The 11,619-nt window shown below is 72.1% G+C and carries 10 protein-coding genes and 3 tRNA genes; 8 read left to right on the top strand and 5 right to left on the bottom strand.

The annotated features are described in order from the left end of the window. The coding region (purQ, locus tag G6W55_RS30835) for a phosphoribosylformylglycinamidine synthase subunit PurQ (RefSeq protein WP_175524025.1) at nucleotides 1-589 on the bottom strand (589 nt) is incomplete at its 3' end. Next, complete coding sequence (purS, locus tag G6W55_RS30830; protein ID WP_015659417.1) at nucleotides 586-849, bottom strand: phosphoribosylformylglycinamidine synthase subunit PurS; 264 nt, start codon at nucleotides 847-849, stop codon at nucleotides 586-588. The genes purQ and purS, both read right to left, overlap by 4 nt. Before the next feature lie 363 nt (nucleotides 850-1,212). Between purS and G6W55_RS30825 the strand changes: the two genes are divergently transcribed. The 8 genes from G6W55_RS30825 to G6W55_RS30790 all read left to right on the top strand — a co-directional run bounded on the left by G6W55_RS30825 (nucleotide 1,213) and on the right by G6W55_RS30790 (nucleotide 6,343). Beyond that, entirely contained in the window at nucleotides 1,213-1,530 is a 318-nt protein-coding gene (locus G6W55_RS30825) for an Lsr2 family protein (protein ID WP_030798018.1), read from the top strand. A gap of 200 nt (nucleotides 1,531-1,730) precedes the next feature. Beyond that, nucleotides 1,731-1,802, top strand: a tRNA-Gly gene (locus G6W55_RS30820). Nucleotides 1,803-1,882: 80 nt separating this feature from the next. Then, nucleotides 1,883-1,955, top strand: a tRNA-Gly gene (locus G6W55_RS30815). Nucleotides 1,956-2,149: 194 nt separating this feature from the next. Further along, nucleotides 2,150-3,145: an ABC transporter ATP-binding protein gene (locus tag G6W55_RS30810; RefSeq protein ID WP_175524024.1), complete on the top strand. Its 996-nt coding sequence runs from the start codon at nucleotides 2,150-2,152 to the stop codon at nucleotides 3,143-3,145. A gap of 128 nt (nucleotides 3,146-3,273) precedes the next feature. Further along, entirely contained in the window at nucleotides 3,274-4,017 is a 744-nt protein-coding gene (locus tag G6W55_RS30805; protein ID WP_175524028.1) for an ABC transporter permease, read from the top strand. A 30-nt stretch (nucleotides 4,018-4,047) separates the two neighbouring features. Then, a complete protein-coding gene (locus tag G6W55_RS30800; RefSeq protein ID WP_175524023.1) occupies nucleotides 4,048-5,643 on the top strand; it encodes a sensor histidine kinase in 1,596 nt (531 codons plus the stop codon). Continuing rightward, nucleotides 5,640-6,248 (top strand): response regulator transcription factor, encoded by a 609-nt coding sequence (locus G6W55_RS30795; protein ID WP_175524022.1) that lies wholly within the window; start codon nucleotides 5,640-5,642, stop codon nucleotides 6,246-6,248. The genes G6W55_RS30800 and G6W55_RS30795 overlap by 4 nt, the downstream gene beginning before the upstream one ends. 22 nt (nucleotides 6,249-6,270) lie before the next feature. Next, nucleotides 6,271-6,343 (top strand) — tRNA-Gly (locus tag G6W55_RS30790). 122 nt (nucleotides 6,344-6,465) lie between these two features. Here the strand turns inward: G6W55_RS30790 and G6W55_RS30785 are convergent. From G6W55_RS30785 to G6W55_RS30775, 3 genes are all read right to left on the bottom strand, one after another. Then, entirely contained in the window at nucleotides 6,466-7,365 is a 900-nt protein-coding gene (locus G6W55_RS30785) for a phosphoribosylaminoimidazolesuccinocarboxamide synthase (RefSeq protein ID WP_175524021.1), read from the bottom strand. Nucleotides 7,366-7,459: 94 nt separating this feature from the next. Next, on the bottom strand, nucleotides 7,460-9,010 hold the full coding sequence (locus G6W55_RS30780) for a N,N-dimethylformamidase beta subunit family domain-containing protein (RefSeq protein ID WP_175524020.1): 1,551 nt from the start codon (nucleotides 9,008-9,010) through the stop codon (nucleotides 7,460-7,462). Nucleotides 9,011-9,299: 289 nt separating this feature from the next. Further along, nucleotides 9,300-11,261, bottom strand: coding sequence for a hypothetical protein (locus G6W55_RS30775; protein WP_217687599.1), 1,962 nt, complete (start codon nucleotides 11,259-11,261; stop codon nucleotides 9,300-9,302). Nucleotides 11,262-11,619: the final 358 nt, after the last annotated feature.

Genomic DNA, 11,619 nt, shown 5'->3' with positions numbered 1-11,619 from the left:
GGTGCGGCATGAGGCCGACGACGTTCCCGGCCTCGTTGGTGATGCCGGCGATGTCACGGAGCGAGCCGTTGGGGTTGAAGTCCAGGTAGCGGAAGACGACCCGGCCCTCCGCCTCCAGCTTGTCGAGCGTGTACGCGTCGGCGACGTACCGGCCGTCCATGTTCTTCAGCGGGATGTGGATCTCCTGGCCGGCCGAGTAGTCGGCGGTCCAGGCGGTGTCCGCGTTCTCCACCCGCAGCTTCTGGTCGCGGCAGATGAAGTGGAGGTGGTCGTTGCCGAGCATCCCGCCGGGCAGCAGGTGCGCCTCGGTCAGGATCTGGAAGCCGTTGCAGATGCCGAGGACCGGGAGTCCGGCCTTCGCCTGCTCGATGACGGTCTCCATCACGGGCGAGAAGCGCGAGATGGCGCCGGCCCGGAGATAGTCGCCGTAGGAGAAACCACCCGGAAGGACGACGGCGTCGACCTGGTGGAGATCCTTGTCCTTGTGCCAGAGCGCGACCGGTTCGGCACCCGCGAGGCGGATGGCGCGCTGAGTGTCCCGGTCGTCGAGGCTGCCGGGGAAAGTGACGACGCCAATACGAGCGGTCACTTCGCGGCCTCCGCGACTTCCTCCACCTTGACGGTGAAGTCCTCGATCACGGTGTTGGCGAGGAAGGATTCCGCAAGATCGTGGATGCGGGCGAGGGCGGCCTCGTCGACCGGCCCGTCAACTTCCAGTTCGAATCGCTTTCCCTGACGTACGTCGGAGATGCCTTCGAAACCCAGACGCGGCAGTGCGCGCTGCACCGCCTGGCCCTGGGGGTCGAGGATCTCCGGCTTGAGCATGACGTCGACTACGACGCGTGCCACTGGCACTCCCGGTGGTGTGGTGCTGAGCAGGTTCCTGATGGTGTCTCCAGCAGGTGTCTTCAGACTACCCGCACAAAATTTCTACGCGGGTAGAGTTGTAGGAAACTACGTGAGCGCCATCACGATCGGGTATCGGACCAGTGCCTTCACGAAAAGTTCAGGGAAAGATCCGGGGTACCTGCGCGTTCCCTATTGCGCTGGGACACGCGGGGAGATTTAGTCGGGCTTCACATTCGATTGCCGGGCACTGTACAAATGAATTGGCAATAGCCGATACTTTGCCCCACAACTGGCGGACAGTCGACATCTCAGGGACGTCTTGGCACGTCACCGCGGAGCTGTCGCACGAAGGGACCGATATTCGTGGCGCAGAAGGTCGTGGTCACTCTCTTTGACGACATCGACGGCTCGGAAGCGGCGGAAACGATCGCCTTCGGACTCGACGGCAAGTCGTACGAGATCGACCTCAATGAAGCCAATGCCAAGAAACTGCGTAAGGCACTCGCGCCCTACGTGGAGGCCGGCCGCAAGCGGTCCCGGTCCGGCAAGGCGTACAAGCAGACGGAGGTCGCGCCCGACCCGGCGGCCGTCCGCGCCTGGGCCCAGGCGAACAAGCTGGAGGTCCCCGCGCGCGGGCGCATCCCCAAGAAGGTCTACGAGGCGTTCACCGAGGCGCAGTAGGGCTGTGGCGCGGGTGCGGTGAGGCCGTGGGGCGGGGGCGGTGAAGGGCCGCGCCGGGTGAGGCGGGTGGGGTGCACGAGTTCCGCGGGGTCCGTCAGGGGGCCCCGCGGACAACCGACTTGCGCTACCCCCCACATGGTCGGCTAATGTCTGGAGCACGCCGCCGGGCGGGGCCGAAAAGCCCAGCTCACGGAGGCCACGCGGGTGTAGTTCAGTAGTAGAACATCCCCCTTCCAGGGGGAAGGCGCAGTGTGCGATCCCTGTCACCCGCTCTGCATCACCGTCCCGACCACAACTGTGGATCAGGTAGGCTGGTGCTCGCGCCGATCGGTGAAAGCCGGTCGGAGGCAATGCGGACGTAGCTCAGTTGGTAGAGCGCAACCTTGCCAAGGTTGAGGTCGCGAGTTCGAGCCTCGTCGTCCGCTCGGGAAAAAGACCCCGGTCCATCGGACCGGGGTTTTTTCGTGTGCTCTTCGTCTGTCTGCTGCTCTTCGCCTGTTCGCTGCTCTTCATCGGTCCGCTGCTGTTGGTCGGTCCGCAGGGGCCTTCTGACATTTGTCATGCGGAGTGGTGACACCGCGCACTGCCGTCGGGCTGCGGAGGCGGGGAGTCTTGACGCATGGACACGAACACGGAAGAACACGTGATTGAGGTCACCGACCTCCGCCGTGTGTACGGGGGCGGGTTCGAAGCGGTCCGTGGAATCTCCTTCCACGTCGACCGCGGTGAGATCTTCGCGCTGCTCGGCACCAACGGGGCGGGCAAGACGTCGACCGTCGAACTGCTCGAGGGCCTCGCGCGGCCCGACGGCGGTCGCGTCACCGTCCTCGGACACGACCCTCACACCGACAGGGCCGCCGTCCGGCCGCGCACCGGCGTGATGCTCCAGGAGGGCGGCTTCCCCTCCGAGCTGACCGTCACCGAGACCGCGCGGATGTGGGCCGGCTGTGTCAGCGGCGCCCGCCCGATCGGCGAGGCGCTCTCCCTGGTCGGGCTCACCCGGCGGGCCGGCGTCCGGGTCAAGCAGTTGTCCGGCGGCGAGCGGCGCCGCCTCGACCTGGCGCTCGCCCTGCTCGGCGACCCCGAGGTGCTCTTCCTCGACGAACCGACGACCGGCCTGGACGCCGAGGGCCGCCGCGACACCTGGGACCTGGTCCGCACCCTGCGCGACTCCGGTACGACGGTGCTGCTGACCACGCACTACCTGGAGGAGGCGGAGAACCTCGCCGACCGGCTGGCCATCCTCCACGAGGGGCGCATCGCGGCCGCCGGGACACCCGCCGAGGTGACCGCCGCCCAGCCCTCCCGGATCACCTTCCGGCTCCCCGAGGGCTACTTCATAGGCGACCTGCCGCCGTTGGCGGAGCTGGGCGTGTCCGACCACGAGACGGAAGGCCGCCTGGTCCGGCTGCGCACCCCCGAACTCCAGCGGACGGCCACGGCGTTGCTGGTGTGGGCCGAGCGGGCCGGGGTCGCGCTGCACGGGCTGGACGTGCGGTCGGCCTCGCTGGAGGAGGCGTTCCTGGGGATAGCCCGGGAGGCGTCACAGAAGTCGGCGGAGACGGATACGAACTCGGGCGCGGGCACGGGCAGGGACGCGGAGGTGGCGGCGTGAGCGGCGGGGCGACCGGCGGGGTGACCGGCGGGACGAGCGGCGGGACGAGCGGTGGGGTGGAGGAGCGGGTGCGGCGGGTGAGCGGTGCTGCGGGTGCGGGGCGTCCGGTGACGACCCCGGCGAGCCGGATGACCGCACTGGCGCGTGCCGAACTGACCCTGCTCGGCCGCAGCAAGAGCACGCTCGTCACGGCCGTGCTGGTGCCGCTGCTGCTGCCGGTCAGCCTGGCGTCGGTGACCAAGGACATGGGCCTGGAGGACGTCGGCCTCACCAGCGGTCTCGTGCTGCTGCCCGCCGGGATCGGCTTCGCCCTGCTGTTCGGCGTGTACTCGGCGCTCACCGCCATCTACACCACCCGGCGCGAGGAGCTGGTGCTGAAGCGGCTGCGCACCGGTGAGCTGCGGGACGCCGAAATCCTCACCGGATCGGCGCTGCCCGTCCTCGCCACCGGGCTGGTGCAGTCCCTGGTGCTGGTGGCGGGCTGCACGGTCGTGCTCGACGTGCCCGTGCCCGAGGCACCTCATCTCGCCGTCTTCGGACTGCTGTCGGGCCTGGCGATATGCGCCGCGCTGGCGGCGGTCACCGCGGCCATGACGCGCACGGTGGAGAGCGCCCAGGTCACGACGATGCCGCTGGTGCTGCTCTCGATGATCGGCTCCGGGATCGCCGTCCCGCTGGAGCTGCTGCCCGACCGGCTCGCCTCCGTCTGCGAACTGCTGCCGCTGTCCCCGGTGATCACCCTGATCCGCGGCGGCTGGACCGGCGATCTGTCGGCGGGCGAGACGCTGGCCGCCGTCGCGACCGCGCTGGCCTGGGCCGCACTGGCGGTGTTTGGTGTACGAAGGTGGTTCCGGTGGGAGCCTCGGCGCTGACCACGCCGTCGACCGCAGGGGAGGGCACGCATGTTGGGCCGTATTCGGGGATGGCAGCGCCGCCACTGGAAGGACCGCAGCAAGGCGGAGCGGGTCGAGTTGCAGACCGTGATCACCTGGTATGTGACGACCTGGTTCTTCCCCTTCGCCTGGCTCGCGCTGCCGTTGCTCGGCGGGCTGGAGCGCCGGCCCGCGCCGATGATCGTCGGCGGGCTGCTCCTGCTGGTGGCCGCCCTCCAGTGCGTCGCGGCGAACCGGCTCACCCGGCCCGTCCTCGACCACTATCTGAAGCGCTCCGAATTCCCCATGCGGGCCCTGATCCCCAGCGCCGCGCTCACCGCCGCCGGCCTGGCACTGGCCCTGGTGCTCGCCGCGCTGGACGGCACCGACCCGGTGACGGTCCGGCTGTCGGCGGGGACCGTGCTGCTGTGCTTCGGGATGCTCTACGGGCTGCTGGTGCCGGTGCGGCTGTTCATGCGCCGGTCCGCCGAGCTGGCGGTGGTGGTGATGGCCCTGTTCGGCTGGACCGATCCGCATCTCGGCGGGATCGTCATGATCGGCGTGATCACGGCTTTCGGGGCCTGCTTCTCCCTGTTCGCCTGCCGGTGCAGCGCCTGGAACCTCTCGGTGCTGTGGGAGGCGGAGCGGGCCGGTGAGGTCGAGGCCCGGCTCGCGGTCGCCGAGGAGCGGCTGCGCTTCGGCCGGGACCTGCACGACGTGATGGGCCGCAACCTCGCGGTGATAGCGCTGAAGAGCGAGCTGGCCGTGCAGTTGGCGCGGCGCGGGCGGCCCGAGGCCGTGGAGCAGATGATCGAGGTGCAGCGGATAGCGCAGGAGTCGCAGCGGGAGGTGCGCGAGGTCGTCCGGGGCTACCGGGAGGCCGACCTGGGCGTCGAACTCGCCGGTGCGCAGGGGGTGCTGACGGCGGCCGGGATCGCGTGCGAGGTGCGCGGGGAGGCCGGTGGGCTGCCCGCCGGGGTGCAGTCGGCGCTCGGCTGGGTGGTCCGCGAGGCGACCACCAACGTCCTGCGGCACGGGGACGCGGGGCGCTGCTCCGTGGGGCTGCGGGTGACCGAGGGCCGGGTGGTGCTGACCGTGGAGAACGACGGGGCGGAGCGGGGGGCCGACGGCGGTTCGGGCGGGAAGGGGGCCGGGGGCGCTTCTGGCGGGAAAGGGGCCAGGGGCGTTTCGGGCACGAAGGGTGCTGGGGGCACGGGGGCCGTGGAGGCGGCGGGAGGCACGAGGACGACAGGGGGCACGGAGGCGGCGAGGGGCACAGCGTCGGCAGAAGGCACCGGAGGTTCCGGGCTGGCCGGGCTGCGGGAGCGGCTGCGGCGGGTGGACGGGACGCTGGAGGCCGGGTTCGCGGGGGCGGGCGTGTTCCGGGTGGTGGCGGAGGTGCCGTTGGACGGGGCTCGGGGTGCGGAATCGGGGACGGGGGCCGGGGCGCGGGTGATGGAGGCCGCAGCCGGGGCGGGGACTAGCACCGGCGCTGAGACAGGGGCGGCCGTGGGCTCGCAGCCGGGGCCGATGGGGGCTGCCGCGCTGGGGCCGGAGGACGCGGATCGGGCGGAGACGGGGACTGGCGTGGTGGGGAAGGACGCTGTGAGAGAGGTCATTTCATGACGGTGCGGGTGCTGCTCGCCGACGACGAGCACCTGATCCGGGGTGCGCTGACGGCGCTGCTGTCCCTGGAGGACGACCTGGTGATCGTCGCCGAGGCGGCCACCGGGACCGAGGCGCTGGCGATGGCGCGGGCCCATCGGCCCGACGTGGCCGTGCTCGACCTCCAGATGCCCGGCGGGGACGGTGTGAAGGTCGCCACATCCCTGCGCGCCGAACTGCCTGGCTGTCAGATCCTGATCGTCACCAGTCACGGCCGGCCGGGGCACCTCAAGCGGGCGCTGGCGGCGGGGGTGCGCGGGTTCGTCCAGAAGACGGTGAGCGCGCAGCGGCTCGCGGAGATCATCCGTACCGTGCACGCGGGGAACCGCTACGTCGACCCGGAGTTGGCAGCGGACGCGATCGCCGCCGGGGACTCGCCGCTGACCTCGCGCGAGACCGAGGTGCTCGAACTCGCCGCCGACGGGGCGCCGGTCACGGAGATCGCCGAGCGGGCCGCGCTGTCGCCGGGGACCGTGCGGAACTATCTCTCGTCCGCCGCGACCAAACTCGGGGCGGAGAACCGGCACGCGGCGGTGCGTCTCGCGCGCGAGCGGGGTTGGGTATAGTTGGCGTCGCGCCACGGCGCATGCGGACGTAGCTCAGTTGGTAGAGCGCAACCTTGCCAAGGTTGAGGTCGCGAGTTCGAGCCTCGTCGTCCGCTCGGGAAGAAAGCCCCGGTCCATCGGACCGGGGCTTTCTCGTGTCTCCGTCCGCCCGAGGGCGACCGCGGCCGCCCCCGGTCATCGGTGACCGGGGCGGCCGGGGGCCTCGCGGGTGCGGGCGTCACGCCCAGGTGGTGCCCGTCAGACGCTCGTACGCCTCGACGTACTTGGCGCGGGTCGCGTCCACGATCCGTTCCGGCAGCGGCGGCGGGGGCTGCTCACCGTGGCGGTCCCAGCCGGACTCGGCGGAGGTCAGCCAGTCGCGGACGAACTGCTTGTCGAAGGACGCCTGGGCGCGACCCGGCTCCCACTGGTCGGCCGGCCAGAAGCGGGAGGAGTCCGGGGTGAGGACCTCGTCGGCGATCACCAGCGTCTCGCCCTCGAAGCCGAACTCGAACTTGGTGTCGGCGAGGATGATGCCCCGGTCGCGGGCGATGTCGCGGGCCCGGCCGTAGACGGCGAGGGTGGCCTGGCGGAGCTGCGCGGCGGTCTCGGCACCGACCTGGCGGGCGACCTCCTCGTAGGAGACGTTCTCGTCGTGCTCGCCGACGGCGGCCTTGGTGGCCGGGGTGAAGATCGGGGCGGGGAGTTCGCTGCCGTCGACCAGGCCCTCGGGGAGGGCGAGGCCGCAGACCGTGCGGGACTCCTGGTACTCGGCGAGGCCGGAGCCGGTGAGATAGCCGCGGGCCACGCACTCGACCGGGACCATCTCCAGCGACTTGCAGACCAGGGTGCGGCCCTGCCAGTCGGCGGGGGCGCCCTCGGGCGGCCGGGTGCTCAGGACGTGGTGCGGGACCAGGTCGGCGAGCTGGTCGAACCACCACAGGGAGAGCTGGGTGAGGATGCGGCCCTTGTCGGGGATCTCGGTCGGCAGCACCCAGTCGTACGCGGACGTTCGGTCGCTGGCGACCATCACGAGGTCGCCCGCCTCGTTCTGGTACAGGTCGCGCACCTTGCCGGTGTGCAGATGCACCAGGCCCGGCACCTGAAGAGGCTCGGGCTTTTCTACGAATCCGGACACGGTTCCTCCCCGTGGTTCTGTCCTATCGGCTCGATTGTCCCGTACAGGGGGATCGATCCAGGACAGGGGTGGGTCGGGGCCGGCCGGGTCGCGGTCAGTCGCGTTTGCAGATGCGGTCCAGGAGGTTGGCCGTGGCGCGCTGGATACGGGGGTCCACATGGCCGGGCCGGTCCAGGGCCGGTGACCAGGCGAAGGTGCCGGAGGCGAAGACCAGGGCGCCGGAGGGTGCCCGGTACAGGGACGTCTCCTGGTGACGGAGGACGCCGTCGGGGTCGGTGTAGGGGGAGTGGGCGAGGAGGATGCGTTCCTCGTGGGGCGGGAGGGCGGTGCGCGGGAAGTAGCGGTCGGCCTCGCCGGCGACCATGCCCTCGATGCCGTCGCCCTCGTGGGTGCCGGTGGCCTCCCACAGCCAGTGGTCGGCGTTGCGCACGATCAGCGGGTGCGGTTCGGGGACGCGGCCCGCGTACTGGATGCCGAGCAGTTGCTGTTCGGCGCGGTCGATCTCGCGCCACAGGACGGCTTTCCCCGGGCCCTTGCGTTTTCGGCAGGTGAGCAGCCGGCCCGGGACGCCCGACGGGGACGGCCCCAACTCCACCTGCCAGTAGAGGGTGTTGGCGGAGAGGAACACCAGCGAGGTGCCGCTGTCGCGGGCGACCTCGGCGGTGCGGCGCATGCTCTGCGACCAGTACTCGTCGTGGCCGGGGAAGACCAGGCCCCGGTAGCGGGTGGGGTCGACGCGTCCGGCGTGCAGTTCGCGGGCGTCGGTGTAGGCGAGGTCGTAGCCGTAGCGCTCGGCCCAGCGGATGAAGTCGTAGGCGTGGCCGACGTGCAGCGGGAGGCCGGCGCCCGCGTACGGACGGTCGAAGGAGACGGTGGTCGCGGCGTCGGCCTCGCCGAGCAGCCGGCCGCGTTCGTCCCAGGCGTGGTAGAGGCTGGCGCCGGTGCGGCCGTCCTCGGGGTAGAGGTTGTACGCCTGCCAGGTGACGTCGGGCAGCACCACCAGCAGGTCGGCGGGGTGCTCGTCGCGGACCGTGAAGGGGATGTGGGAGCGGTAGCCGTCGGCGGTGGTGAGGACGGCGACATAGGCGCCGGCGTTCCAGTAGGAGGGGACCTGGAGGCGCCAGGAGAGCCACCAGTGGTGGCAGGAGACGGTGCGGTCGGCGGTCAGCGGCGGGGGCTGGACGATGCCGGAGAGCCGGGGGCTGGTGGTGATCTTTGCGGCGCCGTCACCGTCGTAGTGGCCGATCCGGTAGATGTCGACGCTGAACTCCTGCGGCGGGTCGACCGTGATGTGGAAGTCGGCGGCCTCGCCGGGGGCGACCGCGCCGGTGGAGATGAAGCCCTTGATCTGCCGCCGGACGTCGTCGGCGGAGCGGGGGCCGCCGGGCGAGGAGGCGGTGCGGGGGCCGGGGACGCGGGCCGTGCCGTCGGAGCGGTGCCGTGCGCGGGCCGGGTCCTGGAGGCCGGGGCCGGTAGGCGCCGGGGCGGTCTGGTCGACGTACCAGGGGACGACCTGGCCGGTGGCGTCGAAGTACGTCTCGCTGCCGCGCAGCCAGGGGACGGGCCCCTGGCCGAAGGGGTCCGTCACGGCGTGGGCCAGTGCTCCCGATTCCCATCGGCGGACGTTCTCCGGTCCCGGTGCCATGGTGCTCCCCTCCCTCGGGCCCCCGCCGATACCCGGCCTGTCTTGTCTTGTGTCGTGCTGGTCGGGCGTGCCGACCGGAACTGATGGGTACTGATCGGTGCTGACTGGTACTGGTCGTGTTCCGTCGCCCTGACCGGGGGTTCGCGCCTGTCTTATGTCGCACGCTCTTGCCAACGGCGCTATCGGTCCCAGCACATCACATAACGCGCGCAGACAGTCACTATTCGTTGCGAATTGGCCGAAAGTGGAACCGGGTTCTCCGCTACGACGATGTCGGCGGGGTCGGGTGTCAGCCGAGCCGGACCGGCTTCTCCGGGCGTATCCCCAGCTCGACGAGCCAGGCGCGGAGCGGCGCCGCGTCGCCGTCCTCGACGAGGCTGAGCACACGGGGCGCGAGGTCGGCCACCCGGGCGCCGTCGACGAGCAGGGTCGGGCCGTCGAGCCAGTCGAGGCCGGGGGTCGCGCCGACGGTGTCCATCGCCGCGCAGCAGACCATCGCCGTGACGTGATCGGTGAGCAGCTCACGGTCGGTGCGGGGCGGCTGGAGCGGGAAGAGGGGGAGCGCGCCGTCGTCCCACGGAGGTGTGTCGGCCTTCTGGCCGGCGGCGGGGGGTGCGGCGGCCGCCTCCTCACGGGCCACCTCGACACCGAGGTGGGTGGCCAGGGTGGCGCTGCGGGGGTTGGCGGCGGGGGTGTCCTCGTCGCCGGGGTGGCCGACGGGGACCTCGTCGCCGGGGTGACCGGAGGGGATCTCCTGGCCGAAGGGGCCGGGGTGGCCGGGGTGGCCGGGGTGGCCGGGGTGGCCGGTGGGGCCCTCGTGGCCAAAGTTCTCGTCGTGCCCCCGGCCGCCCCTGTCCCCGGTGGCCCGGGTGAGGGTCGGGTCGTCGCCGTACGCGCCCGGGTGCTCGGCCGCGGTCTCGACGCCGTCCGCCGGTGTCAGGTGGTCCAGGACGCGGGCCAGCGTGGGGCCGACCGAGGCGTGGACCGTGGGGTCCGGGTCCGGGGCCGGGCCGCCGGAGTGGGGCGCGGTCGGGTCGGGGGCGCGGCGGACGCCGAGGGTGTCGAGGACGCGGTGCAGCCGGGCCGCGTCGGTGCGCCACTTGCGGTCCACGACCTCGTCCGGATACTCCTGCCAGTCCACCGGGGACCAGTCCGGACCGGACTCCGCCGGGCCGCCGTGGAAGAGCCGGGCGGCGAGCAGGGAGGTGGCCTCGTCGACCGCGCCGGGCTCTTCCAGCAGGTCACAGGCGGGACGCTCGCCCAGCCGGGAGGCGAACCCCTCGGCGAGACGGTCGCGCCGGGACAGTTCGGTGAGGGCGGCGACCACGCCCGCGTCCAGCCGGGAGGGCCAGCGGCCCATCCGCCAGGCGGGCAGCGCCACGCGGGTGAGGAGCCGGTCCCAGCCCGCGTAGGCCAGGCCCACCTGCTCCTGGGCGACGATCCGCAGCCCGTAGTCCACAGCCTGTGCGCGCTCGGCGGCGGCCGCGGCCACACCGCGCTCCATCTCCGAGGCGTGCACCTGGCAGCCGCGCAGCATCAGCCGCGCGACCCAGCCGATCCCGGCGCAGGCCAGCCGCAGGCCGGGACAGCGCCCGCGGTCGGCGGAGGCGGCCACCGCGGCGTCCAGACCGCGCACGAAGCGCCGGGCCGCGGCTATGTCCGGCTGCGCGGAGGGGCCCGTACCGGCGACGACCGGGGCGAGGACGGCGCGCAGTTCGCCGACGCGCATCCACCACAGGAACGGCGAGCCGATGACGAGCACCGGCGCGGTCGCCGTACGACGGTGGAGGTGGCGGCCGGAGCCGGCCCCGGCTATCTCGTCCGCGGAGCGGGGCGCGGGCGGGCCGTGGGCCGGGTGGGTGCGGTCCTCCAGCCAACTGTCGCAGTCCGGGGTCAGGGCTATCGCGGAGGGCGCGGGCACGTCGAGACGGTCGGCGAGGTCACGCACCAGCCGGTACAGGTCGGGGGCCGCCTCCTCGGCGATCGCGACCGTGGGACTGACGGCCGGACGGGCGCGGGCCACGACCAGCGCGACGACACCGGCGGCGAGCAGCACGACGAGCGCCAGCACGGAGACCACCACCCGGGCGACGCCCCACCCCGGGCCCACGAAGTGCCCGGTGGAGCCGCCGGCGAGCAGGATCACGGCGGCCGCGGCGGGCAGCAGGGCGCTCGCGAGCGCCCTGCTGCGGATGCGCAGCACCGCCAGCGCACGGGCTCGCGCGACCTGCGCGCCCGCCTCCACTCCCATACCGCTCACGTCGTGACCTCACCCCCTCCCCGTCTCGGTCGCCCGGCTCTTCCCGGTCGTGCTCACTCCCCCACTGTGGCACCCGCCACTGACATCGCAATGCCGGTGGGCCAAGTGCCGGAACGCTTGCGCCGCACCCTAGTTGGCACTCCGGCCCCCGTCAGCCGGATGGGGCAGCGCTCACTCGATGGAATGGCTTTGGGGAAAGGTGGGAGACGCAGGGCAAGCATCAGGCCCCGGATTTCCCGGGGATCCGCTGCGGAATCCCTCGGTGGTCCGGGGCCTGAACAGTGCCTGGAAAGTGCCTGGTGAGGCGGGTGAAGCGAGTGATGCAGAGGAGGCGAGCCGGACGGCGCTC

The organism is Streptomyces sp. CAI-85 (genome assembly GCF_013363615.1).
GTDB classification, from domain to species: domain Bacteria; phylum Actinomycetota; class Actinomycetes; order Streptomycetales; family Streptomycetaceae; genus Streptomyces; species Streptomyces antibioticus_B.
Note: the sequence above shows the minus strand (reverse complement) of the source record. Positions and strands in the feature narration are given on the sequence as shown.